This is a genomic window from Erwinia sp. 1181_3 (genome assembly GCF_052824965.1).
This window is the reverse complement of record NZ_VTDE01000004.1, coordinates 249,976-273,772: the sequence shown is the minus strand read 5'-3', so window position 1 is coordinate 273,772 and position 23,797 is coordinate 249,976. Positions and strand designations below refer to the sequence as shown.

Genomic DNA, 23,797 nt, shown 5'->3' with positions numbered 1-23,797 from the left:
ATACTTCAAGCCGTAGCTGCGTTGGCTGCATCCGTTCAACCTGGTCACAGAGTGATTGTTGATAATACTTAGCGGTCTCTGCGCCAGGCATCAGCCGTCAGGGCTTCACCAAAATGGCTGGAGATAAGACGCTTCGTCAGGTCATGCAGCGGGCAGGCCAGCACATCGGCCGTGCTGCCGCGTTCGACAACTTCACCCTGGTGCATGACCAGCACCTTGTCGCTGATATGTTTCATCATTCCCAGATGCTGAGTGACGTAAATATAGGCGATCCCGTGTTTATCCTGCAGTTCCAGCATCAGGTTAATCAACTGAGACCGCATCGACATATCCAGCGCCGCCAGCGCCTCATCAGCAACAATCACTTTAGGCTGTAAGATCAGGGCGCGCGCCAGCCCGATACGCTGCTTCTGACCGGGGGCCAGCATATGGGGGTAGTAGGATGCGTGATCGCGCAGTAACCCGACCTGGCGCAGCGTGGCGATAATGCGTTTCTCCCGCTCGGCGGAATTCAGCTCAGTATTCAAACGCAGTGGAAAATCGAGGATCTGGCTGATGCGCTGACGCGGGTTCAGCGAGGTTGACGGGTCCTGGAAAATCATACGAATGCGCTGGCTGCGGTAACCGTAATCACCGTACTCCAGCGCATGGTCGTCAATCACGATCTCTCCGGCCGTCGGTGCGATCATGCCACTGAGCATTTTTGCCAGTGTCGACTTGCCTGAACCGTTCTCACCAATTATCGCCAGCGTCTGACGTTCCTGTAACGTAAAGCTGATCTCTTTGACCGCCTCGACGTGCTGACGTCTGAACAGACCGGTGCGGTAGCGATAGGTTTTACTCAGATTGCGCACTTCCAGCAGTGTATCAACCATTACTGACTCTCCATATTCAGCGGGAAGTGGCAGGCAAAAAGATGGCTTTTGCTGCCTGAAAGGCGCGGCGTTGCCATACAGTCTTTTTGCGCGTAAGGACAGCGTGGGCCAAGGCGGCAACCAATCGGCAGGTGTTCCAGCGAAGGAATGGTGCCTGGCAGCGTATTCAAACGACTCTTGTGCGGCAGAGAACGACCAAAATCCGGCATGGCGCGGATCAGGGCCTGAGTGTAGGGGTGGTGCGGCGCTGTAATCAACTCTTCGCTGACGGCGGTTTCAACGGTCTGTCCGCAGTACATGACGTTAATCCGATCCGCCCAGTGGCTGAGCATTTGCAGGTCATGACTGATCAGCAGAATAGTGGTGTTGTTATTCTGGTTCAGACGCGACAGCAGGCGGAAAATCTGCGCCTGCGTGGTCGGTTCCATGGCGTTGGTCGGTTCATCGGCAATCAACAGGCGCGGCTGATTGGCCAGCGCAATGGCAATCATCACTTTCTGGCATTCGCCATCTGTCAGCTCGTAAGGGAAGCTGCTCATGATGTCTTTATGATCTTTGATCCCCACGCGGTGCAGCAGCTCAATGGCACGGCGGTGGCGCCAGCCGAAGCGCTGATACCAGCGGCCTTTCCATGTCCAGCCGGGGATCGCCTGTTTTAACTGGGTGCCGATACTCTCAGATGGGTCAAGGCACGACTGCGGCTCCTGAAAAATCATCGACACATTATGGCCGACGATCTTACGCCGTTCACGCGGCGAGAGGTGCAGCAGATCGATATCATTAAAGCGCATACGGTCGGCGGTGACGCGCCAGTTGTCGTTAGTGACGCCACAAATCGCTTTGGCAATCAGACTCTTCCCCGAACCTGACTCACCCACAAGGCCGCGAACCTCGCCTTCCGTCAGCGTAATACTTACCCGATCCACGGCTTTGACCGGGCCATCGGCCGTCATAAATTCAATGGTCAGGTTACGAATATCGAGTAGCGGCATTATTCAACTCCCGCATCGATGGCACGGCGTACACCGTCACCCAGCAGGTTAACGATCAATACGCTCAACATAATGGCTGCACCGGGTAACATCACGGTCCAGGGCGCAACATAAATCAGTTCCAGCGAATCGCCCAGCATGGCGCCCCATTCTGGAGACGGCAACTGTGCGCCAAGATCGAGGAAGCCGAGAGCGGCAATATCGAGAATGGCCATCGACAGGGCGCGGGTAAACTCCGTCACCAGCAACGCCAGAATATTGGGCAGAATGGCGTACCACAGAATATCCAGACTGCTGGCCCCATCAAGGCGCGATGCCACCACATACTCTTTTTCCAGTTCGTCATGCACCGCACTGTAAATAGCGCGCACCAGACGCGGCAGGATGGCGAGGTACACCGCCAGCATGGCATGTTCCAGCCGCGGCCCGAGAAACGCGACGACGATTATCGCCAGCAGCAGAGAGGGGATCGACAGGAGTGTATCGAGCACATGATTAAGCGCCGCAGAGCGCAACCCGTGGGTCAGACCGGCCAGCACACCGAGCACCATGGCGCAGACGGAAGCCACCAGGGTGACGACAATCGCCGAGCCAACGGTGGGAGCAGCACCGCTCAGCAGGCGGCTTAACAGGTCGCGGCCCAGGTCGTCGGTGCCGAGGAAGAAGGAGACATCGCCGTAATGCGACCAGGACGGCGGCAGCAACTGATAGCCGAGAAATTGCTGATCAAGCCCGTAGGGGGCGATCAGGCCGCCGAAAATGCACAGCAGCAGCACGGCGATAAACGCATAGAAGCCGATCATCGCCGTGGTGTCACGGTAAAACAGCCCCCAGGTATGACGAAGGGGGCTGGGCGGTCGCTTCTCAGCGTAAATATTATCGGTGGGCATGAGTTTTCACTTCAATTCTTCTGGGTGTGTTGTCGTCTGCTATGGTTTTTTGATTCATATCATAACCTTAGTCTGCATCATCCCTTGATCGTCTCGTCATGTCAGTTTTTTTATCTCAGGCGACGTGACAATTTTCACTGTGCTCGCTGAAAAGCACAGCCTGTAACGATCAGCATAGGCGATTATCCTTCGATATCACTGTCGCAAGCAAGGGAACTCCGGCAGCAATTTATCCTCCTCACGGCACGAATGCTTCTCGGGTCTTATCGGTATCTGTTTCGGTCGAACGGTAGCCGTTTTAGTCGCCGCGTGCCGATAGTTTGCACAATCGAGCAGTCATCAAAATTTTGATTATCTTCATAACACATCCATTGTGATGGTTAAGATGAAAATGGCCCCAAACCCGAGGCCAGATTGTCATTATTGATAATCCTCTGCATCAGGGATAGGGACTGAATAGTCACGAGGATTGAAGGGGGAGGGCACACCATTGACAATTTTAAACTCCGACATAATAAACCGGCGCTGCATCACCTTTGTCGGTGAGCGCAAGGCAATATCAACATTCACTTCACCTTTTTTTGGGAAATGATAGTAAGTCTGAGGGATACACAATTGGTCGTTTTCAATTTTCAATGCAGGAAGCTTTCTGTTAAAACCCGATCTCTCCGTAGCATTGCGATCTCTTATTGAAATATAGTGTGCATAATAGTCACTAGCGTTTTTTATTTGGAAACAGTATCCAGCAAAGTTTTTAGAAACGGGTACTATTTCATACTGAGGGAAGTATTCTCCAAACAATCCGCAACTAACAAGCAACGAAGATAACAGGATGGGACGTAGCATTTTAATTATCATCATTATATGCTCCATGGGAATGATCTCAGCGTATATTGATATTGGCGTAATAGCTCTTTATCGGATAATTCATCACAATTTTTACATGTATTGTTCGATTCCCAATCACTGCGCCCGCCGGGTTGCCTCAGAAGATAATAATCAGGAATGATCGATGCCTGTTGTTCCATACGATAGGTACTCAGTGGCCAGCTGTCTAAGGCATACTTATAGGATACCAGCCAGCTCAAACCCCTGGTTCCCTTATCAAACATAACCGCTCCTTGTTTCATCCATGGTAATTATCTTGTCAATATAGCAAATTCATTTCTTGCATCTTCATAACACAACGAGTGTGATCCTTAAGGGGAAAATGGCCCCGAAACAGGGCCAGGTTTTCTACTCTTTCTCGCGCATATAGTCAGCAGTAGGTACTGAGTATTCACGGGGAGTGAAAGGCTGCGGCTCACCATTTACCATTCTGAATTCAGAGACTATATTTCGGCGCTTCATTACTTTCGTTGGGGAATGTAAAGCAATGTCGACATTGATCTCACCATTTTCAGGGAATTTGTAGTAAGCCTCAGGGATGCACATCTGATTACTCGTGATTTTTAATGCTGGTAACAGCCTGTTAAATCCAGACATTTCCGGTGCATTCCGATCTCTTATTGAAAGGTAATGCACATAATAATCTCCGGGTTTTGTTATTTGGAAACATAACCCGGTATTGTTTTTGGAAACCTGTGCAATTTCATATGGAGAGACGTAATAACCCAGCATTCCACATCCTGTCAAAAATGAAGAAAACAGAGCAATAATCGACATTTTACTTGTCTTCATTATAAACTCCATGGAAAGGATCTCAGTGTATATTCATACCGACTTAGTAAGTCATTGTAGGATAAATATTCACAATTAGCGCATGAATTATTCCTCTGCCAGTAGTTATGCCCATTGAATTGCGTAAGAAGATAATAATCCGCAATGATCGATGCCTGTTGTTCCATACGGTAAGTAGTTAGTGGCCAACTGTCTAAAGCATATTTATAGGAGACTGCCCAGCTGATCAGGCCTCTTAACTTGACCTTCATACCCTTCTGATATTGCCAGACATGAGACAATTCATGGATGAAAATATGTTGATTGATTCGCATGGCCTTTGAAAAATCAGGACTGTAGTATTCCCTAAAATACATCTCTCCATTGGGTGACATCGATGTTCCCATACTCTGTAAACCAAAAGGCAGATAACTACCTTTATGTATCCATACCTTAGGATAATCAATCGTGTCACGAAAAATCTCTCGCGCCATCTTAAGCTCACCCGGTGTCATCAGGCGAAGACTGCCATCCCTGGTTCCCTTATCAAACATAACCGCCCCTTGTTTCATCCATGGTAATTATCTTGTCAATATAGCAAATTCATTTCATGCATCTTCATAACACAACGAGTGTGATCCTTAAGGTAAAAATGGCCCCGAAACAGGGCCCGGTTTTCTACTCTTTCTCGCGCATATAGTCAGCAGTAGGTACTGAGTATTCTCGTGGAGTGAAAGGCTGCGGCTCACCATCAACCATTCTGAATTCAGATGCAATCCAGCGACGCTTCATCTTCTTTGTCGGTGAACGTAGTGCAAATTCAACGTTTATCTCCCCTGAATTGGGGAAGTGATAATAGGCCTGTGGAATACAAACCTGATTTTTAGCAATGCTCAAGGCAGGCAGTTCTCTATTGAATCCAGACCTCTCCGGTGCATTCCGATCTCTGATTGAGAGATAATGAACGTAGTAGTCGCCAGGTCTTTTAATCTGGAAGCAGAATCCGCTATTTGTCCTGGACACCTGCCCAATTTCATCTAAAGGGGTGTAATCTCCCAGCAGCCAACAGCCAGTCAGTAGTGAGGAGATCAATAGGGGAAACAGAAATACTTTTATCTTCATCGTAGATTCCCCGGAAAGGATCTCAGGGTGTATTTATACTGAAGAACTAACTCTTCATCAGATAATTCTTTACAATTCGAGCAGAAACCGTTCGATGCCCAGTCAGCACGGTCATCGAATTTCGCTAAAATATAATAATCAGCAATGATCGCCGCCTGTTGTTCCATACGATAGGTGCTAAGTGGCCAACTACTTAATGCATAGTGATAATCAACCAGCCAACTTGCGAGGCCTCTGACTTTCACATTCATACCGTGTTGGTGTTGCCAGAAGTGCGACAGTTCATGAATAAAGGTGTGCTGTTGCCTCATATGAGCCTTTGAGAAATCGGATCTGTAGTCATCTCTAAAATACATCTCTCCATTGGGTGACATCGATGTTCCCATACTCTGCAAGCCAAAAGGTAGGTAACTGCCTTTATGTATCCACACCTTCGCGTAATTAATCGTGTCACGAAAAATCTCTCGCGCCATCTTAAGCTCACCCGGTGTCATCAGGCGCAGACTGCCATCCTTAGTTCCCTTATCAAACATAACCGTTCCTTGTTTCATCCATGGTAATTACCTTGTCAATATAGCAAATTCATTTCTTGCATCTTCATAACATATAGAGCGTGATCCTTAAGGTGAAAGTGGCCCCGAAACAGGGCCTGGTTTTCTACTCTTTCTCGCGCATATAGTCAGCAGTAGGCACTGAGTATTCACGGGGAGTGAAAGGCTGCGGCTCACCATCGACCATTCTGAATTCAGACACAATATAGCGACGTATCATCATTGTTTTCGTGGGTGACATTAGAACAATGACAACGTTTATCTCACCGTATGCTGGGAATTGATAGTAATCCCTTGGGATGCAAAAATTATTTTTAGAAATGGTTAAGGCGGGTAGCTGCCTGTTGAAACCAGACATCTCGGGTGCATCTCTATCTCTGATTGCGAGGTAGTCGACATAATAATTCTCAGCATTTTTAATCTGGAAGCATAACCCATTATTCACTCTGAGTGCCTCGCCGACCTCATATTGAGGTAGCTGTTCCCCTAATAACCCACACCCAGTAAGTAAAGGGAAAAATAGGGTGGTAAATAGTGATTTTTTTATTGTCATTAACGGATTCATGGGAATGCCCTTAACGTATATTTATACTGCTGCATTAACTCCTCAAAAGATAAGTCATCACAGTTAGTACATAATCTATTCATTCTCCAGTTAGTATGCCCGTTGAATTGTGTAAGGAGATAGTAATCTGCAATGATTGATGCCTGCTGTTCCATACGATAGGTACTCAGTGGCCAGCTGTCTAAAGAATATGTATAAGGCACGGCCCAGCTTATCAGCCCCCTTAATTTAACATTCATACCGTGCTGATACTGCCATACGTGCGACAGTTCATGCATGAAGGTGTGCTGATACAAAAAGTGAGCCTTTGAATAATCAGAACTGTAATACTCTCGAAGGTACATCTCTCCATTGGGTGACATTGATGCTCTTTTAAGTTGCAAACCAAAAGGCAGATAACTGCCTTTATGTATCCACACTTTAGGGTAATTAATCGTGTCACGAAAAATCTCTCGCGCCATTTTAATCTCGCCCGGCGTTATCAGGCGCAGACTGCCATCCTTAGTATCCTTATCAAACATCTTTAATCCTTGGTTCATCCGTGATCCATTCCTGGCAAGCATAGCAAATACACTTTGTACTAAACAGGTTGTGAGGTGTAATTTGCCTGGTGTGTCACGTTGGCCTTCAATGGCCGGAAAAAAGAAGGGGTAACTCGAAAGGGGTATATCCCGCCAGCTTTAAGACGTAGCGGGATATTTACATAGCGGCAGTCAAACGAGTTTAATATTGCGGTGCTCAGGTTAATGAGTTGAACACCGCATAAGCACTATTGTTATTAACGCAGCGCATACCACTCTTTATGCTTCAGCGGATTGGTCATGGCGCCTAAAATATCGGAAAGCACGTTAACGGCAATCACCAGGCTGCCCACTACCATCACGCCTGCGGAAATAGCGGCATAGTCCTGTTGGCGAATGGCATTAATCAGCCAGCGTCCCAGTCCAGGCCAGCTGAATACCACTTCGGTGATCATCGCCAGCGTCAGCATGGTTGAAAATTGCAGGCCAAGGCGAGGGATCACCGGTGGCAGGGCGTTATGCAGGACGTGGCGGCGAATAATGGTAAACAGTGACAACCCACGCGTGGCCGCTGCTTTCACGTAATTCTGCTCCATCACTTCACGGGTGCTGAGACGCAGCAGACGGATCACCTCCGTAGTGGGGGCAACGGCCAGCGCCGTCACTGGCAACACCATATGTTTCAGTGCGCTGATAATCATTTCATGGCGCCACGGTGAATCGGTAATCCAGGCGTCGATCAGGGCGAATCCGCTAACATGCTTTACCGGATAGAGCAGATCAAAACGACCGGACACCGGGAACCAACCGAGATTCAGTGAGAAAAACAGCGTTAACAGCAGTGCAAGCCAGAATACAGGTAATGAAAATCCGAGCAGCGCCACGGCGCTGATCGCTTTGTCCTGCCACTTGTTACGCATCACGCCTGCGGCAATCCCCAGCGGTATCCCCACCATCAGCGCCACGCTAAATGCCATAAAGCAGAGTTCCAGCGTGGCAGGGAAAACCTCGCGCAGTTGCAGATTGATCGACTGGCCGTTAATGCTGGAAACGCCAAAATCGAGCTGCAAAATCCCTTTAAACCAGAACAGCCAGGCATCCAGTAAAGACGCACCCTGCAACGGCGCGTGTGGCGTAAAGTAGCTCAGGCTGAAGCCGAGCAGCGTCAACATAAACAGCGTTACGGCAAATAGCACCAGACGGCGCAGCGTATAGATAATCACGGTGACTTCTCCTCGCCGCCATCGCGGTAAACACCGGCAAATGAGGCATTGCCAAACGGACTGAGTACCAGCCCTTTAATATCGTAGCGATAGGCCTGCAAACGCAGAGAGTAGGCCAGCGGCAGAACCGGCAGCTCCTGAGACAACATCGCCTGGGCGCGGTCATAATAATCGATGCGGTTTGCCAGTTGCTGCGACAGCAGCGCCTTGTGCAGCAATTCATCAAAGCCAGAGTGGCACCAGTGCGCATAGTTAGTCTGGGAAGCAATTGCCGCACAGCTCAGCAACGGACGGAAGAAACTGTCCGGGTCATTACTGTCCGTTGCCCAGCCGGTCAGCGTCAGGTCGTGGTTCATCTCCATAAGTCTGGCTTCCTGGAAACGGCCTTCAACCTGCACGATGGTCACGCGAACGCCAACCTGGGCGAGATCTGCCTGAATCAACTCGGCAGTCTTCATCGGGCTGGGATTCCATGACTGGGATGCCGAGGGTACCCACAGATTGAGGTGGAGATCGTCAATGCCCAGTGCCTTAAGCTGATCGCGGGACTTTTGAGGATCGTAGGGGGTCACGCGCGCATCGGTATCATAAGCCCAGGAAGCACGCGGCAGAATCGAAGCAGCGGTTTCTGCGGTACCGTAATAAATCGACTCCATCAAACGTTCGTTATTGATCGCCAGCGCCAGTGCCTGGCGTACCTCTGGGCGATCGAGCGGGGCTTTGCGCGTATTGAATGCCAGATAGGCAATATTCATTCCCGGCCGCAGCGTCAGTCGGAGGCGTGGATCATCGCGCAGGATAGAAAGCTGGCTGGCGGCAGGGTAGGCCAGCACATCGCATTCGCCGGTGAGCAGTTTGGACAACCGCCCGGTACCGCCCGCACTCATATCAATCACCACCTGTGACATGCGCGGTTTGCCCTTCCAGTAGGCGTCGTTACGTTGCAGGCGTACATACTGCCCGGCGTGATAATCGTTCAACATAAAGGGTCCGGTGCCGACCGGTTCACGGTCCAGCTGCTCCTGACGGTCCACTTTGGTGAGCTGGTCTGCGTACTCGGCCGACAGAACTGGCGCGTAGTGTGTTGCGAGATGCCAGAGGAATGAGGCGTCCGGGCTGTTAAGACGGATTTCGACGGTGTTTTTATCGATCTTTTTCACGCTCTGCACGGCGTCAGAGAACTGGAGGCTGTCAAAATAGGGATAGCTGCCGCCGTTGACGTTATGCCACGGATGCTGGCGATTAAACACCCGCTCAAAGCTGAACACCACATCATCAGCGTTCATGGTACGGGTTGGCGTGAACCATGCAGTATGCTGGAAGGGCACTTTTTGGCGCAGATGGAAACGGTAGGTCGCGCCGTCGTCCAGCACTTCCCAGCTTTCAGCCAGCTCCGGCATCAGCCGATAGGTGTAAGGATCAACATCGAGCAGGCGATCGTAAAGCTGGGCGGCGAGGGTATCCACCACCAGCCCACTACTGGCCATCTGCGGATTAAACGTATTCATTACGCCATTGACGCAATACACGAAGCCACTCTGGCGAATATCACCAGGCGTGGATGACCATACAGGGGTACTCAGCGCGCTAAGGCTGAGAAGCAAAATCGAGAATAATTTGCGCATAACTCTTCTGAAAATTCAGGCAATAAACAGAGTGTACCGCACTCGGAGGCTGCACCCAAAGTTTGCGAGGGCGAGGGGAAGAAAAATGCCCACAAGCGGTTAAGGGGTGTTAATAATAAGCCTGAACTTGTTATGGAAATGAGAAAGGTTCTCAACAAAGTGCTTTACAGATCGGCTTGAGAATGATTATTATTCCCCTGCGCTTCAACGGTGGCTCTACCGTGGAAGAGCACGACATTGCTCACATTGCTTCCAGTATTTTTAGCCCGCCTTGAGCGGGCTTTTTTTTGCCTGATTTCCCGGGCCTCAATCTTCACTGACACTGATATCATGCTTCTTTAACATGGCGCGCAGCTGATGATAGGTCACGCCCAGCAGCTCGGCAGCCCGGCGTTGATTAAAGCGAGCCTGAGTCAGCGCTTTTTCTACCAGCATTTTTTCCTGTTGATACTGCCAGTGACGTAAATCAAGCGGCAGGGCGGGCAGCGCATCATCACCCTGTGGTTCTGTCGTGACGGCAGGTTCCACACGCTGGAAGGGGTTAAGAATGATGTTGTCGAGCGGATCCTCGATGCTGGCATGGCGATAGACCGATCGCTCCACCACGTTTTTCAGCTCACGTACGTTACCCGGCCAGCCATAGCCCAGCAGGCGTTGCTCCGCTGCCGGGGTAAAACCCGGAAACAGCGCCAGGCCCAATTCGCGGCACATCTGGATGGCAAAGTGCTGTGCCATCACCAGGATGTCGCTACGGCGTTCGCGCAGCGGAGGCAGCTGCACCACATCAAACGCCAGCCTGTCGAGAAGATCGGCGCGGAATTTTCCCTCACGGGCCAGCAGCGGCAGATCGTCATTGGTGGCGCACACCAGCCGCACGCTGACCTGCAACGGCTGACTACCGCCAACGCGTTCCAGTTGGCCGTATTCAATGACACGCAGTAATTTCTCCTGCACCAGCATCGGCGCCGTTGCCAGTTCATCAAGAAACAACGTGCCGCCATCGGCACGTTCAAAGCGCCCCAGATGGCGCTTTTGCGCGCCGGTAAAGGCGCCTGCTTCATGGCCGAACAGTTCTGAGTCCAGCAGGTTTTCATTCAGTGCGGCGCAGTTCAGCGAAATAAACGGCCCCTGCCAGCGGTCAGAGAGGTAGTGCAGACGGCTGGCAATCAACTCTTTACCTGTGCCGCGTTCGCCGATGACCAGCACGGGCTTATTTAGCGGTGCCAGACGGGAAACCTGCTCCAGCACATCAATAAAGTTATTCGACTCGCCAAGCAGGGTATCAGGATTTTCACTCATCATTAATTTCACCAAGTGTTAGTGATAAAAACCACTTTAGTCGCTGCATGTCATCCTGTAAAGCGATGCACTCATTGAAAATCAATAAGATAAAAACTGGCACGCCTTTTGAATAGTGTTATGCAGCAAGAACAACAGACACTAACTCAAGAGGATTTTGATTATGGGTATTTTTTCCCGCTTTGCCGACATCGTGAATGCCAATATCAACTCGCTGCTGGAGAAAGCGGAAGATCCGCAGAAGCTGGTGCGCCTGATGATTCAGGAGATGGAAGATACGCTGGTTGAAGTTCGCTCCACCTCAGCCCGCGCGCTGGCAGAGAAGAAACAGCTGCTGCGCCGTATTGATCAGGCTGAAAGCCAGCAGGCAGAATGGCAGGAGAAAGCCGAACTGGCCCTGCGTAAAGACAAAGACGATCTCGCCCGCGCTGCGCTGATGGAAAAACAGAAACTCACCGACCTGACCGCCTCATTGCAGCAGGAGGCCAGCCAGGTTGAAGAGAGCCTGACCCGCATGAAAGGGGAAATTGGTGAACTGGAAAGCAAACTGAGCGAAACCCGCGCCCGCCAGCAGGCGCTGACGTTACGCCATCAGGCAGCATCTTCTTCGCGTGATGTTCGCCGTCAGCTCGACAGTGGTAAAATTGATGAAGCGATGGCGCGTTTTGAATCGTTCGAACGCCGCATCGACCATATGGAAGCTGAAGCCGAAAGCCACAGTTTCGGAAAAAAGAAAACGCTGGACCAGGAGTTTGCTGAGTTACAGGCTGACGATGAAATCAGCCAGCAGCTGGCGGCGTTGAAAGCGAAAATGAATCGCAGTGAGTAACGGAACTGGCCACGGCAGTGGCCAGAACAGTTAAGCTTAACCTTCAAGGAACGTGAATGAGTGTCTTCATTATTGCCTTACCCCTGACGTTGTTTCTGCTGTTCGTCGCGCCGATCTGGCTCTGGCTGCATTACACAAAACGCCAGAACGGTGGGGCGGAACTGTCGCAGAACGAACTGCAACGGCTTCAGCAGCTGACCCAGGACGCACGCAAAATGCGTGAGCGTATTCAGGCGCTGGAAGCCATCCTCGATGCCGAGCATCCTCAGTGGAGGCAGCCATGAGTCAGAAGAAACTGTACTGCATCCCTGAGCAGGGGAAGCTCAAAGGTGTCTGCGCAGGGATTGCCGACTATTTGGGTGTTCCGGTGTTACTGGTGCGTGTGATTGTTATCATGTCGCTGTTTTTCGGTTTGTTTTTACTCACCATCGTGGGCTATCTGCTGCTGGCCGCGATACTGCCGGATATGCCGCCGAGTGAGCAGGGCCGCGACAAACCACTCAGCGCACATCAGCTGTTGGATGAGCTGAGCGCCGAGCTGAACGGTGGCGAGCGTGAGTTGCGCGAGGTAGAACGTTATGTCACCTCGGAAACCTTTAGCGTACGCAGCCGTTTCAGTCAGCTGTAATCTTCCGGTCCTTTTTCAGGAGTCATATTATGCGTCACTGGCAGCCCCATCCGCGCCTGAAAAAGGCCGGAAAATTTATTCTCATCAGCGCCATCACTTACGGTCCGGCCGGATTAAGCGGCTGGGCGGTGAAATCGGTGGCTCGCAGGCCGCTGAAGATCCTGCTGGCCTGGGCATTGGAACCGTTACTAAAACGCGTGATGCGCCGGGCCACCGCGCGCTGGGTGAAGCCCTCATCCTGAGTCAATATACCCGTCATACTTCAAGTTGCATGTGCGTTGGCTTCACTCAGTCACCCGAATCACATACTCGAGTAAGCTCATCGGGCCGCTTTCATGCAGCTCGAATTATTTTGGGTATAAAGCAGCAATGGCATGAGGATGTTACGATAAGGAACACACAACAATAAGGTGCCAACGCCACAGATGAAACGACTACAACATGAATTGCTGTCGCTGGTGAATCGCGGCGCGGATCGCCATCTGCGCCTGGCGGTCACCGGATTAAGCCGCAGCGGAAAAACCGCTTTTATTACCTCGCTGGTGAATCAACTTCTTAACGTCAATTCCGGTGCTCGTCTGCCGATGTTCTCGGCCGTGCGCGAACAGCGTCTGCTGGGTGTGAAACGCGTCCCACAGCGCGATCTCGGTATCCCGCGTTTTACTTACGATGAAGGCGTGGCTCAACTCTATGGCACACCGGCGGCCTGGCCAACGCCAACCCGTGGCGTCAGTGAAATTCGCCTGGCGCTGCGCTACCGTTCGCAGGCATCACTGCTTCGCCACTTTAAAGAGACCTCCACGCTTTATCTGGAGATCGTCGACTACCCTGGCGAATGGCTGTTAGACCTGCCGATGCTGGAACAGGATTACCTGAGCTGGTCGCGTCAGATGACGGGCCTGTTACAGGGTGACCGCGCCGAATGGGCGCTGCAGTGGCGCCAGCTATGTGAAGGGCTGGACCCGCTGGCCCCGGCAGATGAAAACCGCCTGGCCGATATTGCCGCCGCCTGGACCGAATACCTGCAGCGCTGTAAACAGGAAGGCCTGCACTTTATCCAGCCAGGCCGCTTTGTGCTGCCCGGTGACATGGCCGGCGCACCCGCCCTGCAATTTTTCCCCTGGCCCGAGGTGGCAGAAGGGGGAGAAACGCGCCTGGCGCAGGCCGATGCGGGCAGTAATATCGGCACTTTGCGCGCCCGCTATCAGTATTATTGCCAGCACGTGGTGAAGGGGTTTTATAAAAATCACTTCCTGCGTTTCGATCGTCAGATCGTGCTGGTGGACTGTTTGCAACCGCTCAACAGCGGGCCGCAGGCGTTTAACGATATGCGCCTGGCGTTGACCCAACTGATGCAAAGCTTCTCCTACGGCCAGCGCACGCTGTTTCGCCGTCTGTTTTCTCCGGTTATCGACAAACTGCAGTTTGCCGCCACCAAATCCGACCATGTCACCGCCGATCAACATGCCAATCTGGTGTCGCTGCTCCAGCAACTGGTGCAGGATGCCTGGCAGAACGCGGCGTTTGAAGGCATCAAGATGGACTGCATCGGGCTGGCATCCGTGCAGGCCACCCAAAGTGGCCGTGTTGATCACCAGGGCGAAAGCATTCCGGCACTGCGAGGGCACCGTCTGTCCGACAACACCCCGCTGACGGTTTACCCCGGTGAAGTGCCACCTCGCCTGCCGGGACAGGCATTCTGGCAGGATCAGGGATTCCATTTTGAACAGTTCCGCCCGCAGGATCTGGATGTTGACCGGCCTTTGCCACATATCCGGATGGATGCTGCACTGGAGTTTTTACTGGGAGATAAACTGCGATGAACGCACCCATTAAACCAAGAATTGATTTTGCCCAGCCGCTCAGTGACGAACCGGCGCCTGTTTTACGCCAGCAGCAGGCGTTTGCTGAGCAGCAGGATAACTTCGTGGCTACGGAGCCAGAGCTGGATGTTGAACCGGAAGGTGCCGGTGAGCTGGCGGTGGAAGCCGCACTGCGGCCTAAACGCAGCCTGTGGCGCAAAATGGTGATGGCGGGTCTGGGTCTGTTTGGTGTCAGCGTGGTTGCTCAGGGCGTACAGTGGGCACACCAGGCATGGATAACCCAGGACTGGATCGGCCTCGGCGGCAGCGTGGCGGGCGGATTGATTATCGCGGCAGGGGCCGGATCGTTGATCGGTGAATGGCGCCGTCTTTACCGCCTGCGTGAAAGGGCGGAAGAACGTGACGTGGCGCGTGAACTGCTGGCCAGCCACGGCAGCGGTCAGGGCCGCGCGTTCTGCGAAAAGCTGGCGCAGCAGGCGGGGCTGGAGTCCGGTCACCCGGCCCTGCAACGCTGGCAGGCTTCGTTGCATGAAACGCAAAACGATCGTGAAGTGGTTGCACTGTATGCCCAACTGGTGCAGCCGGTGCTGGATCGGCAGGCGCGGCGTGAAATCAGCCGTTATGCCGCTGAATCGACGTTGATGATTGCCGTCAGCCCGCTGGCGTTGGTGGATATGGCCTTTATCGCCTGGCGCAATCTGCGTCTGGTGAACCGCATTGCTGCGCTGTATGGCATTGAGCTGGGTTATTTCAGTCGGCTGCGGCTGTTCCGCCTGGTGCTGTTGAACATCGCTTTTGCAGGTGCGTCGGAGCTGATCCGCGAAGTGGGCATGGACTGGATGTCACAAGATCTTGCCGCCCGACTTTCCACCCGCGCCGCACAGGGGATTGGAGCCGGGCTGCTGACCGCCCGGCTCGGGATTAAAGCGATGGAGCTGTGCCGCCCGCTGCCGTGGCTGGAAGGAGATAAACCCCGCCTTGGTGATTTCCGCCGTGAGCTGATAGGGCAGTTAAAAGAGAGCGTGCAGCGCAGCGGGAAGGACAATCCATAAACAGACTGTCAACTTTTCATGACAGAACACTTCTGGCCTGACGAGGGATAGCGTATTATCCATCAATACGCTCCGCACTGTGATAATAAAGGTTAAAACGCATGCGTCTTGAAGTTTTTTGCCAGGATCGAATCGGTCTGACCCGTGAACTGCTGGATCTGCTGGTTGAACGCAGCATCGATCTACGCGGTATCGAAATTGCCGCCATTGGCCGCATCTATCTTAACTTTTCCACCGTCAGCTTTGAGCAGTTCAGCCAGCTGATGGCGGAAATCCGCCGCATTCCCGGCGTCACTGACGTGCGTACCGTCTCCTATTTGCCCTCAGAGCGTGAACATCGCGCACTGAGCGCGCTGCTGGTCGCCCTGCCTGATCCGGTGTTCTCCATTGACCTGAAAAGCAAAGTGGAACTGGCGAACCCGGCGGCCCAGGCCCTGTTTTCCCTTAATGAAGAGAAGATGCGCAATTACAGTGCCGGATCGTTGATCGCCGGTTTCAATTTCCAGCACTGGCTGGAAAGCGAACGCATTGAGGCTGAAGCGCATCACGTTGTGCTGCAGGGGCGCGACTTCCTGATGGAGATCACACCGATCTATGCACAGGACGAAGATACGGCGGCCCCGAACCCGGTCGGCGGCGTGGTACTGCTGAAATCCACAGCGCGTATGGGCCAGCAGCTGCAGAATCTTATCGTGAATGATGATAGTGAGTTCCAGCACATTGTTGCCGTCAGCAGCAAAATGCGCCAGGTGGTGGATCAGGCACGAAAACTGGCAATGCTCGATGCACCTCTGTTGATTGTGGGCGATACCGGTACCGGAAAAGATATGCTGGCCCGCGCCTGCCATCTGCGCAGTGCGCGCGGGAAAAAACCTTTCCTGGCGTTGAACTGTGCCTCGCTGCCGGATGATGTGGCCGAAAGTGAGCTGTTCGGACATGCGGCTGGCGCTTACCCCAATGCGCTGGAAGGGAAAAAAGGGTTCTTTGAACAGGCCAGCGGTGGCTCCGTGCTACTGGATGAAATCGGGGAAATGTCACCCCGCATGCAGACCAAACTGCTGCGTTTCCTCAATGATGGCACTTTCCGCCGTGTCGGCGAAGAGCACGAAGTTCATGTGAATGTGCGGGTGATCTGTGCCACGCAGAAAAACCTGATGGAGCTGGTGCAGCGCGGTGAGTTCCGCGAGGATCTGTTCTACCGTCTGAATGTACTGACGCTTAACCTGCCGCCGTTGCGCGATCGTCCACAGGACATCCTGCCGCTGACCGAAATGTTTGTCGCACGCTTTGCAGATGAGCAGGGCGTACCACGGCCAAAACTCTCCGCACAGCTGAATGCCTTCCTGACCCGTTACACCTGGCCGGGCAACGTGCGCCAGTTGAAAAATGCGCTGTATCGCGCACTGACTCAACTGGACGGCTATGAGCTGCGTCCACAGGATATTGTGTTGCCTGAATATGCGATGGAGATGCCGCTGGGGGATGATGCAATTGAAGGGTCGCTGGACGATATCACCAGCCGCTTTGAGCGCTCAGTATTAACCCGGCTTTATCTCTCTTATCCCAGCACGCGCAAACTGGCAAAACGCCTGGGTGTCTCGCACACCGCGATTGCCAATAAGTTGCGTGAATATGGTTTGAGCCAGAAAAAGAGCGATCCTGAATAAGGGTTACCGCGTTTCGCGCAGGTAATCAATCAGTGCTCTGAGCGGCGTGGGCACCACCGTATTGCCGGGATAATAGAGTGAATATCCGGTAAACGGGGGTGTCCAGTCACTGAGGAGCGGCACCAGCTCACCGTCTGCTATCGCCACGTCCACCAGGGCGCCGAACAGATAGCTGATGCCCGCCCCTTGTTTCACGGCGGCAACCAGTAATTCCGGCTCATTGACTCTCAAGGGGGCTGCGATATCCACCTCCAGCCTTTTTCCGTTCTTCTCAAACTCCCATCGCCACGCTGTATGATCCGACGGGCGAAAGTAAGAGAGACAGCGGTGCTGATGCAGATCTGCGGGATGCTGTGGGCATCCGTTTTGTGCCAGATACTGAGGGGAGGCCACCACGTGCATCTGCACATTGCCTCCCAGTGGAACAGCAATCATATCCTGATGCAGTTTTTCCCCCAGCCGTATCCCCGCGTCATACCCTGCGCTGACAATATCAATCAATCCCTCTTCTGACACAATCTCCACCTCAATCTCTGGATAACGGGCCATAAATCCGGCCACTTGAGGGGCCAGCAGATGCAGCGCTGCCAGCCTTGGAGCATTGATGCGCAACGTGCCTCTGGGAATGCGGCTGTGGCTGGCAAGGTCGGCTACTGCCGCATCCAGCTCGGCCAGCAGCGGATGCAACCGGGCAATCAGCGCTGCACCGGCTTCCGTCGCAGCCACGCTCCGCGTGGTCCGGTTCAACAGGCGAACGCCGTGGCGCTGTTCCAGAGATTTGATGGTCTGGCTGAGTGCTGAGGGCGTCAGCGCCAGGCGAGCGGCAGCACGGGCAAAATTGCCGCATTCCGCAATAGCCATCAGCGCCCGCAACTCCATAAATTCACTGCCACGCATTCTGTCTTTCCTGCTTAATACTCCATGAAGATTAAACAGTATTATTTAATAACCCGCTCAGTGCCAGACTCTCCTCTCTTAACACGAGGAGTAAACCATGAGTTTTAAGCAGCAACGCATCCTGATTACCGGCGGCAGCAGTGGTATTGGTCTGGCAGGCGCACAGCAATTAGCACGTGAAGGGGCTGAACTGATCGTTACCGGTCGTAACCCACAACACCTGGCAGAGGCAGCCAGGTTATTACCGGGGGAAACCCGGGTACTGCGTTCGGACAATAGTGAGCCTGACGATTTGACGGCATTAGTTGAGTGCGTGAAACAGACGGGGCCGCTGGATGGGCTGTGGCTGAACGCGGGTTATGCCGCTGTGGCACCCTGCGATCGGCAAGATAAGACGTTCTTTGATGCGATGATGTCGGCGAATGTGCGTGGCCCGGTATTACAACTGGCCGCGCTGTCCACTTTCCTGAAACCGGGGGCAGCCGTTGTTGTGACAGCCTCGTCTTCAGCCTATGAAGGTGCGGCGGCGACCAGTATCTATGCCGCCACTAAAGCGGCGCTGATAGCCTTAACGCGCTGCTGGGCAACGGAACTGGCGGCACGTCAGATTCGGGTTAATTGTCTGGTGCCTGGCCCGATAAGCAGCGAACTGCGCAGCTTCCTGCCGGTGGATCAACGTGAGGAATTTGAACAGGGTGTGCTGGCTCAGGTGCCGTTAGCGAGGATAGGGCGAGCAGAAGAAGCGGCGGCGGTCGCGCTGTTTTTGCTGTCAAGCGCTGCGAGTTATGTGACCGGGAGTCAGTACTGCGTGGACGGGGGATTGCTGATGCGATAGAGCAGGCCACAACGACCAACAAACTGCGTGAATATGGCTTGAGCCAGAAGAAGAGCGATCCGTCGTAGGGGCGAGGCACGCCTCGCCCTGGGTCGGGCATGCCCGACCCCTACGAAAAAATATTACTTCAACGCTGCCAGTGCGGCATCGTAGTCTGGCTCGGTGGTGATCTCATTCACCAGTTGGCTGTAGATGACGTTATCTTTTTCATCCAGAACCACAACCGCGCGCGCAGTCAGTCCGGCCAGTGGGCCGTCAACGATTGCCACGCCGTAGTCCTTTTTGAAGTCGCCGCCACGCAGGGTGGAGAGGGTGACCACATTGCTCAGGCCATCGGAGCCGCAGAAACGGGACTGGGCAAACGGCAGGTCTGCTGAAATACACAACACAACGGCGTTATTCACATCACCCGCCAGCTGATTAAATTTACGCACAGACGTGGCACACACGCCGGTATCAATGCTTGGGAAGATGTTAAGCACTTTGCGTTTGCCCGCATAGTGGGACAGGGAGACATCGGAGAGATCTTTGGCCACCAGGGTGAACGGCTTTGCTGGCTGGCCCGGCGCTGGCAGTTGCCCGTCAACGGAAACCGGATTGCCCTGGAAATGTACGGTCTGAGACATAATCTATCCTTTTAATGTTAATGGTGTTTAACCTGCTTCAGTGTATGCCATGCTGAAGCAGTGAGACAGTATAAATGCGATACAATGTGCTGGCATCAACTCAGATTAAGGATTGAAGCATGAGATCAGTGAAGACTTATCCGGAAAGCTGGCCGTTACATACGCCGTTTGTGATCGCACGTGGCGCCCGCAGTGAAGCGGGTGTGGTGGTGGTTGAGCTGGAAGAAAATGGCATTAAATCCATCGGCGAATGCACCCCCTATGCGCGTTACGGCGAGAGTGAAGCGTCGGTGCTGGCGCAAATTACCGCGTTGTTGCCTGCGTTGCAGCAGGGGCTGACCCGGGCAGAGCTTCAGCAGCAGCTGCCTGCGGGGGCCGCGCGTAATGCGATCGACAGTGCCCTGTGGGATCTGGAGGTGGCGCATGCCGGGCAAAGCCTGTGGCAGTTAACAGGAAGCCATGCACCTGCGCAAATCACGATGGCGCAAACCGTGAGCATCGATGTGCCAGAAATGATGGCCAGCAGTGCTTTGGCGCTATGGGAGAACGGGGCCAGATTATTGAAAATTAAACTCGACGATCATCTGATTACTGAACGCCTGGTGGCGATCCGCAGCGCCGTGCCGCAGGCCACGCTGATTGTTGATGCTAACGAGTCCTGGCACAGTGAGGGGTTGGCGGCCCGTTGCCAGCTGCTGGCTGATCTCGGCATCGCCATGCTGGAACAGCCACTGCCTGCGGCTGACGATGCCGCGCTGGAGAACTTTATTCACCCCTTGCCGATCTGTGCAGATGAGAGCTGCCATACCGCGGACAGCCTGCCTGCGCTGCACGGGCGCTATGACATGGTGAACATCAAACTGGACAAAACCGGGGGCCTGACGGCCGCGCTGGAACTGGCTCAGGCCGCGCAGGCACAGGGGTTTTCCATTATGCTCGGCTGCATGCTGTGCACCTCACGCGCCATTCGTGCCGCATTGCCGCTGGTGCCTCAGGCGCGTTTTGTCGACCTGGATGGCCCCACCTGGCTGGCGGTGGACGCCGAGCCTGCTCTACCGTTTAGCTGCGGAAGCATTGAGCTTTCACGGCTGCCAGTAGAGTAAATCGACCAGCGCCCCCAGATAGCGTTCGGTCGCTTCATCGGCGGCAATCGGTGGGAATTCGGCGGTGATGCAGGGCAGGTTGATATCGGCGCACCAGCTGCCAAACGAGCCTGGCGTGGCATAACCGACGCTGGTGACCAGCGGCAGGCCCGTTTTGGCCGCCAGCCAGTGCCCCAGTGGGCTGCTGTGCGGATCTTCAATACAGGCCAGGGGCTCATGAAAGGTGACAATCCAGGCCGGGGAGAGCTGGTGAATCAGCTGGCAAAGCGCCTTCGTTTCGGGTTCGGAAGCGGCATGCTCACCGGTGGACAACAGCACATCGCGTTCCTCGGCCACGCTGTTCCAGCGGTAAACCGTGTCGCCATGCTGCCAGTTGGCGGCAGGAAAGTTGCGGTTGAGATCCACACCATTAGCATTAGCGCGCAGCCCAAGCTGGCAACCGTCCGGGTTTACCGCGAGCACCACATGATGCCGACGATGGCTATCCTGCAACGTGCGCATGGCGCAGGAGAGAGTAACCACCGCTGCGGTTTCATCGCCATGCGTACCCGCGAGGATCAGCCCGCTGTCATCGTCCGCCAGCGGGGCCGGGAACCAGAGCAGCGGTGCGCCCAGCACGGACTGTCCATAGTGTTGCGTGGGGGCATCCAGACGACCACGCAGAGGCCGGGGGTGAAGTAATGACATTGTCCTGCTCCTGAGAGAAAGTTCTGCGCTAAGCCTGGCACATCACCCGCTGCGGTTCATCATAAAAACACTGTTTCGCAGCGTGCAATTTGCGTTAGAGTGCCAGCAGTACAAAAACACCCGCCGTTTCGCTGACAGGTAAGGATATCTCTATGAGGACATCATCATCTTTTGCGCTGGCTGCTTTAGCGCTATGTATCAGCTCAACTTTGCACGCTGCCGACGTACCGGCAGGGACTCAACTGGCCGCACGACAGGAAATTGTCCGTCATATTAAAGATGAACCGGCCTCGCTGGACCCGGTGAAAGCGGTCGGCTTACCTGAAATTCCGGTGATCCGCGATCTGTTTGAGGGGCTGACCAATCAGGATGCCAGCGGGAAAATCATTCCGGGCGTGGCGACGGCCTGGCAGACCAATGATAATAAAACCTGGATTTTCACGCTAAGAAAAGATGCCCGCTGGTCAAATGGTGACACTGTCACAGCGGCGGATTTTGTTTACAGCTGGCAGCGCCTGGTTGATCCAAAAAACACCTCAACCTTCGCCTGGTTTGCTGAGCTGGCCGGGATTGAAAATGCGAGTGCGATTGTTAAAGGTGAGATGAGCCCGGATAAACTGGGCGTCAGCGCCATTGATGCCACCCATCTGAAAGTCACACTCGATAAACCGGTACCTTATTTTGTCAGCCTGACGGCCAACTTCAGCCTGTTCCCGGTGCCGCAAAAGGTGATTGCACAATATGGCGATCAGTGGACGCGTGCGGGCAATCTGGTCGGTAACGGGGCGTATCAGCTCAACAACCGGGTGGTGAATGAGAAGGTCGAGCTGGTGCGTAATCCGCACTACTGGGATGATGCACATTCGGTGCTTACCAAGGTCACCTTTGTACCGATCAGTGAAGAGTCCAGCGCGACCAAACGTTACCGCGCCGGGGATATCGATATTACCGAGTCCTTCCCGAAAGAGCTTTACGGGCTGCTGAAGAAAGAGATCCCTGCAGAGGTCTACACACCTGACCAGCTCGGCACCTATTATTATGCATTCAACACCCAGAAGGGCCCGACGGCCGATGTTCGCGTGCGTCAGGCGCTCTCCTGGTCCATCGACCGTAAAGTCATTGCGGAGAAAGTGCTGGGCACGGGCGAAAAACCCGCCTGGCATTTTACGCCGGATGTCACGGCAGGTTTTACCCCGAAAGCCAGCTTTATGCAGCAGCACAGTCAGGCAGAACTTAACGCGCAGGCCAAAGCACTGCTCGCGGCGGCAGGTTATGGTCCCACGCATCCGCTCAATTTGACGCTGTTGTATAACACCTCGGAAACACACAAGAAGATCGCCATTGCCGTGGCCTCCATGTGGAAGAAAAACCTTGGGGTCAATGTGAAGCTGCAAAACCAGGAGTGGAAGACTTACATTGATAACCGTAACAGCGGGAATTTCGATGTTATCCGCGCTTCCTGGGTGGGGGATTACAACGAGCCTTCGACGTTCCTCAGCCTGCTGACCTCAACGCATAGCGGTAATATCGCCCGCTTTAAAAGCAGCGAATATGATGCGGTGCTGGCGCAGGCCAGTCGTCAGACTAATGACAAAGCACGTAACGACGACTACAACCGTGCTGAACAGATGATCGCCGGGCAGGCTCCGATTGCGCCGATCTATCAGTACACCAATGGTCGGTTGATTAAGCCTTATGTGAAGGGGTATCCCATCACCAATCCGGAAGATGTTGCTTACAGTCGTACGCTGTATATTTTGAAGCACTGATAGATAGCGAGCGCCACGTCGTCTTAAGGTCCAGGTCAAGGGCGTTGACGTTGACCCGGCCCCGGACCTAACCCTGGCCACGCCCCTAACACAACCAATACCCACGAAAAGCAGCAGTTAACGCTGCTGCTTCCGCTATTGAATCGCGCACGTTATGTGCACAATGATGCCATTCTGTCCGAAACGGTAATGATGATGAAACTGACCCCTCTGCTGGTACTCTCTCTGCTACTCAGTGGCTGCGCTTTGAAGCAATATCCTGATTCTCCCCCGGTCAGTGCCGTGCAGGCCGATCAGCTGGATTGCCAGGGCGTACAGCAGCAACTTGCTGAACAACAAAAGGTCCAGCAGGATATCGATAAAACAGGGGAGTTTGACGCGTTGACGGTGGTCGGTGCCGCCATGGACTTCGGTATTGGCAACGGTATTGCGAAACATCAGGCGCAGAAGCAGGCGACAGAGCGCGAAGAACAGTTACAACAGCTGGCCGCAGCGAAGTGTTCACGCGCCAGTTAAGACACAAATCGTAACAAACCGGGAGATCTGTCACAGATTGGCA

Annotated in this window: 28 protein-coding genes; 11 read left to right on the top strand and 17 right to left on the bottom strand. The window is 53.6% G+C overall.

Going from position 1 to position 23,797, the window contains the following annotated elements; genetic code table 11:
- Positions 1–68: 68 nt before the first annotated feature.
- The 14 genes from sapF to pspF all read right to left on the bottom strand — a co-directional run bounded on the left by sapF (position 69) and on the right by pspF (position 11,325).
- Positions 69–875 (bottom strand): putrescine export ABC transporter ATP-binding protein SapF, encoded by an 807-nt coding sequence (gene sapF, locus FY046_RS13240; protein WP_133845064.1) that lies wholly within the window; start codon positions 873–875, stop codon positions 69–71.
- Complete coding sequence (sapD, locus tag FY046_RS13235; protein ID WP_133845062.1) at positions 875–1,867, bottom strand: putrescine export ABC transporter ATP-binding protein SapD; 993 nt, start codon at positions 1,865–1,867, stop codon at positions 875–877. The genes sapF and sapD overlap by 1 nt, the downstream gene beginning before the upstream one ends.
- A complete protein-coding gene (gene sapC, locus FY046_RS13230; protein WP_133845060.1) occupies positions 1,867–2,757 on the bottom strand; it encodes a putrescine export ABC transporter permease SapC in 891 nt (296 codons plus the stop codon). Before sapC ends, sapD begins: the two co-directional genes overlap by 1 nt.
- A gap of 420 nt (positions 2,758–3,177) precedes the next feature.
- Positions 3,178–3,618: a putative T6SS immunity periplasmic lipoprotein gene (locus tag FY046_RS13225; protein WP_421504552.1), complete on the bottom strand. Its 441-nt coding sequence runs from the start codon at positions 3,616–3,618 to the stop codon at positions 3,178–3,180.
- Positions 3,618–3,869: a hypothetical protein gene (locus FY046_RS13220; RefSeq protein WP_446186147.1), complete on the bottom strand. Its 252-nt coding sequence runs from the start codon at positions 3,867–3,869 to the stop codon at positions 3,618–3,620. The genes FY046_RS13225 and FY046_RS13220 overlap by 1 nt, the downstream gene beginning before the upstream one ends.
- Before the next feature lie 124 nt (positions 3,870–3,993).
- The gene (locus FY046_RS13215) at positions 3,994–4,437 is read right to left on the bottom strand and encodes a putative T6SS immunity periplasmic lipoprotein (RefSeq protein ID WP_159337169.1); all 444 of its coding nucleotides are present in this window, start codon (positions 4,435–4,437) and stop codon (positions 3,994–3,996) included.
- Positions 4,437–4,970 carry a type IV secretion protein Rhs gene (locus FY046_RS13210; protein WP_159337168.1) on the bottom strand — a complete coding sequence of 178 codons (534 nt, stop codon included), beginning with the start codon at positions 4,968–4,970 and terminating at the stop codon, positions 4,437–4,439. The genes FY046_RS13215 and FY046_RS13210 overlap by 1 nt, the downstream gene beginning before the upstream one ends.
- Positions 4,971–5,094: 124 nt before the next feature.
- On the bottom strand, positions 5,095–5,538 hold the full coding sequence (locus tag FY046_RS13205) for a putative T6SS immunity periplasmic lipoprotein (RefSeq protein WP_133845050.1): 444 nt from the start codon (positions 5,536–5,538) through the stop codon (positions 5,095–5,097).
- Entirely contained in the window at positions 5,535–6,071 is a 537-nt protein-coding gene (locus FY046_RS13200) for a type IV secretion protein Rhs (RefSeq protein ID WP_446186146.1), read from the bottom strand. The genes FY046_RS13205 and FY046_RS13200 overlap by 4 nt, the downstream gene beginning before the upstream one ends.
- Before the next feature lie 124 nt (positions 6,072–6,195).
- The gene (locus FY046_RS13195) at positions 6,196–6,654 is read right to left on the bottom strand and encodes a putative T6SS immunity periplasmic lipoprotein (protein ID WP_212814296.1); all 459 of its coding nucleotides are present in this window, start codon (positions 6,652–6,654) and stop codon (positions 6,196–6,198) included.
- Positions 6,651–7,175: a type IV secretion protein Rhs gene (locus FY046_RS13190; protein WP_446186145.1), complete on the bottom strand. Its 525-nt coding sequence runs from the start codon at positions 7,173–7,175 to the stop codon at positions 6,651–6,653. Before FY046_RS13190 ends, FY046_RS13195 begins: the two co-directional genes overlap by 4 nt.
- Positions 7,176–7,432: 257 nt before the next feature.
- On the bottom strand, positions 7,433–8,398 hold the full coding sequence (sapB, locus tag FY046_RS13185; RefSeq protein WP_159337165.1) for a putrescine export ABC transporter permease SapB: 966 nt from the start codon (positions 8,396–8,398) through the stop codon (positions 7,433–7,435).
- Positions 8,395–10,023, bottom strand: a complete 1,629-nt coding sequence (gene sapA, locus FY046_RS13180) for an ABC transporter substrate-binding protein SapA (RefSeq protein WP_133845040.1) — start codon at positions 10,021–10,023, stop codon at positions 8,395–8,397. The genes sapB and sapA overlap by 4 nt, the downstream gene beginning before the upstream one ends.
- Before the next feature lie 306 nt (positions 10,024–10,329).
- Positions 10,330–11,325, bottom strand: coding sequence for a phage shock protein operon transcriptional activator (gene pspF / locus FY046_RS13175; RefSeq protein WP_133845038.1), 996 nt, complete (start codon positions 11,323–11,325; stop codon positions 10,330–10,332).
- A gap of 160 nt (positions 11,326–11,485) precedes the next feature.
- Here pspF and pspA point away from each other — a divergent pair, with 160 nt between their 5' ends.
- From pspA to tyrR, 7 genes are all read left to right on the top strand, one after another.
- Positions 11,486–12,151 carry a phage shock protein PspA gene (gene pspA, locus FY046_RS13170; RefSeq protein WP_133845036.1) on the top strand — a complete coding sequence of 222 codons (666 nt, stop codon included), beginning with the start codon at positions 11,486–11,488 and terminating at the stop codon, positions 12,149–12,151.
- Positions 12,152–12,207: 56 nt separating this feature from the next.
- Positions 12,208–12,435 carry an envelope stress response membrane protein PspB gene (gene pspB / locus FY046_RS13165; RefSeq protein WP_133845034.1) on the top strand — a complete coding sequence of 76 codons (228 nt, stop codon included), beginning with the start codon at positions 12,208–12,210 and terminating at the stop codon, positions 12,433–12,435.
- Entirely contained in the window at positions 12,432–12,779 is a 348-nt protein-coding gene (pspC, locus tag FY046_RS13160) for an envelope stress response membrane protein PspC (protein WP_133845032.1), read from the top strand. The genes pspB and pspC overlap by 4 nt, the downstream gene beginning before the upstream one ends.
- Positions 12,780–12,808: 29 nt before the next feature.
- Entirely contained in the window at positions 12,809–13,021 is a 213-nt protein-coding gene (pspD, locus tag FY046_RS13155) for a phage shock protein PspD (RefSeq protein WP_133845030.1), read from the top strand.
- A 183-nt stretch (positions 13,022–13,204) separates the two neighbouring features.
- Complete coding sequence (locus FY046_RS13150) at positions 13,205–14,602, top strand: YcjX family protein (RefSeq protein WP_133845028.1); 1,398 nt, start codon at positions 13,205–13,207, stop codon at positions 14,600–14,602.
- A complete protein-coding gene (locus FY046_RS13145) occupies positions 14,599–15,654 on the top strand; it encodes a YcjF family protein (RefSeq protein ID WP_133845026.1) in 1,056 nt (351 codons plus the stop codon). Before FY046_RS13150 ends, FY046_RS13145 begins: the two co-directional genes overlap by 4 nt.
- 101 nt (positions 15,655–15,755) lie before the next feature.
- The gene (gene tyrR, locus FY046_RS13140) at positions 15,756–17,321 is read left to right on the top strand and encodes a transcriptional regulator TyrR (protein WP_133845024.1); all 1,566 of its coding nucleotides are present in this window, start codon (positions 15,756–15,758) and stop codon (positions 17,319–17,321) included.
- Between the two features lie 3 nt (positions 17,322–17,324).
- Here tyrR and FY046_RS13135 read toward each other — a convergent pair whose 3' ends face one another.
- Complete coding sequence (locus FY046_RS13135) at positions 17,325–18,218, bottom strand: LysR family transcriptional regulator (protein ID WP_133845022.1); 894 nt, start codon at positions 18,216–18,218, stop codon at positions 17,325–17,327.
- A 97-nt stretch (positions 18,219–18,315) separates the two neighbouring features.
- Here FY046_RS13135 and FY046_RS13130 point away from each other — a divergent pair, with 97 nt between their 5' ends.
- Positions 18,316–19,053, top strand: coding sequence for an SDR family NAD(P)-dependent oxidoreductase (locus FY046_RS13130; protein WP_159337162.1), 738 nt, complete (start codon positions 18,316–18,318; stop codon positions 19,051–19,053).
- Positions 19,054–19,175: 122 nt separating this feature from the next.
- Here FY046_RS13130 and tpx read toward each other — a convergent pair whose 3' ends face one another.
- Positions 19,176–19,679: a thiol peroxidase gene (tpx, locus tag FY046_RS13125; protein ID WP_133845018.1), complete on the bottom strand. Its 504-nt coding sequence runs from the start codon at positions 19,677–19,679 to the stop codon at positions 19,176–19,178.
- A gap of 119 nt (positions 19,680–19,798) precedes the next feature.
- Between tpx and ycjG the strand changes: the two genes are divergently transcribed.
- On the top strand, positions 19,799–20,782 hold the full coding sequence (gene ycjG / locus FY046_RS13120; protein ID WP_446186144.1) for an L-Ala-D/L-Glu epimerase: 984 nt from the start codon (positions 19,799–19,801) through the stop codon (positions 20,780–20,782).
- Here ycjG and mpaA read toward each other — a convergent pair.
- Complete coding sequence (gene mpaA / locus FY046_RS13115; RefSeq protein ID WP_133845014.1) at positions 20,762–21,469, bottom strand: murein tripeptide amidase MpaA; 708 nt, start codon at positions 21,467–21,469, stop codon at positions 20,762–20,764. The genes ycjG and mpaA overlap by 21 nt on opposite strands.
- A gap of 152 nt (positions 21,470–21,621) precedes the next feature.
- On the opposite strand from mpaA, the gene FY046_RS13110 reads away from it, so the two are divergent.
- A complete protein-coding gene (locus FY046_RS13110; RefSeq protein ID WP_446186143.1) occupies positions 21,622–23,238 on the top strand; it encodes an ABC transporter substrate-binding protein in 1,617 nt (538 codons plus the stop codon).
- 192 nt (positions 23,239–23,430) lie between these two features.
- Entirely contained in the window at positions 23,431–23,754 is a 324-nt protein-coding gene (locus FY046_RS13105) for a hypothetical protein (protein ID WP_133845449.1), read from the top strand.
- The last annotated feature ends 43 nt before the right edge of the window (positions 23,755–23,797 follow it).

Excerpts from the sequence above, each read along its gene's own strand:
- sapF (WP_133845064.1), bottom strand. The coding sequence starts at position 875 with ATGGTTGATACACTGCTGGAAGTGCGCAATCTGAGTAAAACCTATCGC.
- sapD (WP_133845062.1), bottom strand. The coding sequence starts at position 1,867 with ATGCCGCTACTCGATATTCGTAACCTGACCATTGAATTTATGACGGCC.
- sapC (WP_133845060.1), bottom strand. The coding sequence starts at position 2,757 with ATGCCCACCGATAATATTTACGCTGAGAAGCGACCGCCCAGCCCCCTT.
- FY046_RS13225 (WP_421504552.1), bottom strand. The coding sequence starts at position 3,618 with ATGATGATAATTAAAATGCTACGTCCCATCCTGTTATCTTCGTTGCTT.
- FY046_RS13220 (WP_446186147.1), bottom strand. The coding sequence starts at position 3,869 with ATGTTTGATAAGGGAACCAGGGGTTTGAGCTGGCTGGTATCCTATAAG.
- FY046_RS13215 (WP_159337169.1), bottom strand. The coding sequence starts at position 4,437 with ATGAAGACAAGTAAAATGTCGATTATTGCTCTGTTTTCTTCATTTTTG.
- FY046_RS13210 (WP_159337168.1), bottom strand. The coding sequence starts at position 4,970 with ATGTTTGATAAGGGAACCAGGGATGGCAGTCTTCGCCTGATGACACCG.
- FY046_RS13205 (WP_133845050.1), bottom strand. The coding sequence starts at position 5,538 with ATGAAGATAAAAGTATTTCTGTTTCCCCTATTGATCTCCTCACTACTG.
- FY046_RS13200 (WP_446186146.1), bottom strand. The coding sequence starts at position 6,071 with ATGTTTGATAAGGGAACTAAGGATGGCAGTCTGCGCCTGATGACACCG.
- FY046_RS13195 (WP_212814296.1), bottom strand. The coding sequence starts at position 6,654 with ATGAATCCGTTAATGACAATAAAAAAATCACTATTTACCACCCTATTT.
- FY046_RS13190 (WP_446186145.1), bottom strand. The coding sequence starts at position 7,175 with ATGTTTGATAAGGATACTAAGGATGGCAGTCTGCGCCTGATAACGCCG.
- sapA (WP_133845040.1), bottom strand. The coding sequence starts at position 10,023 with ATGCGCAAATTATTCTCGATTTTGCTTCTCAGCCTTAGCGCGCTGAGT.
- pspF (WP_133845038.1), bottom strand. The coding sequence starts at position 11,325 with ATGATGAGTGAAAATCCTGATACCCTGCTTGGCGAGTCGAATAACTTT.
- pspA (WP_133845036.1), top strand. The coding sequence starts at position 11,486 with ATGGGTATTTTTTCCCGCTTTGCCGACATCGTGAATGCCAATATCAAC.
- pspB (WP_133845034.1), top strand. The coding sequence starts at position 12,208 with ATGAGTGTCTTCATTATTGCCTTACCCCTGACGTTGTTTCTGCTGTTC.
- pspC (WP_133845032.1), top strand. The coding sequence starts at position 12,432 with ATGAGTCAGAAGAAACTGTACTGCATCCCTGAGCAGGGGAAGCTCAAA.
- pspD (WP_133845030.1), top strand. The coding sequence starts at position 12,809 with ATGCGTCACTGGCAGCCCCATCCGCGCCTGAAAAAGGCCGGAAAATTT.
- FY046_RS13150 (WP_133845028.1), top strand. The coding sequence starts at position 13,205 with ATGAAACGACTACAACATGAATTGCTGTCGCTGGTGAATCGCGGCGCG.
- FY046_RS13145 (WP_133845026.1), top strand. The coding sequence starts at position 14,599 with ATGAACGCACCCATTAAACCAAGAATTGATTTTGCCCAGCCGCTCAGT.
- tyrR (WP_133845024.1), top strand. The coding sequence starts at position 15,756 with ATGCGTCTTGAAGTTTTTTGCCAGGATCGAATCGGTCTGACCCGTGAA.
- FY046_RS13135 (WP_133845022.1), bottom strand. The coding sequence starts at position 18,218 with ATGCGTGGCAGTGAATTTATGGAGTTGCGGGCGCTGATGGCTATTGCG.
- FY046_RS13130 (WP_159337162.1), top strand. The coding sequence starts at position 18,316 with ATGAGTTTTAAGCAGCAACGCATCCTGATTACCGGCGGCAGCAGTGGT.
- tpx (WP_133845018.1), bottom strand. The coding sequence starts at position 19,679 with ATGTCTCAGACCGTACATTTCCAGGGCAATCCGGTTTCCGTTGACGGG.
- ycjG (WP_446186144.1), top strand. The coding sequence starts at position 19,799 with ATGAGATCAGTGAAGACTTATCCGGAAAGCTGGCCGTTACATACGCCG.
- mpaA (WP_133845014.1), bottom strand. The coding sequence starts at position 21,469 with ATGTCATTACTTCACCCCCGGCCTCTGCGTGGTCGTCTGGATGCCCCC.
- FY046_RS13110 (WP_446186143.1), top strand. The coding sequence starts at position 21,622 with ATGAGGACATCATCATCTTTTGCGCTGGCTGCTTTAGCGCTATGTATC.
- FY046_RS13105 (WP_133845449.1), top strand. The coding sequence starts at position 23,431 with ATGATGAAACTGACCCCTCTGCTGGTACTCTCTCTGCTACTCAGTGGC.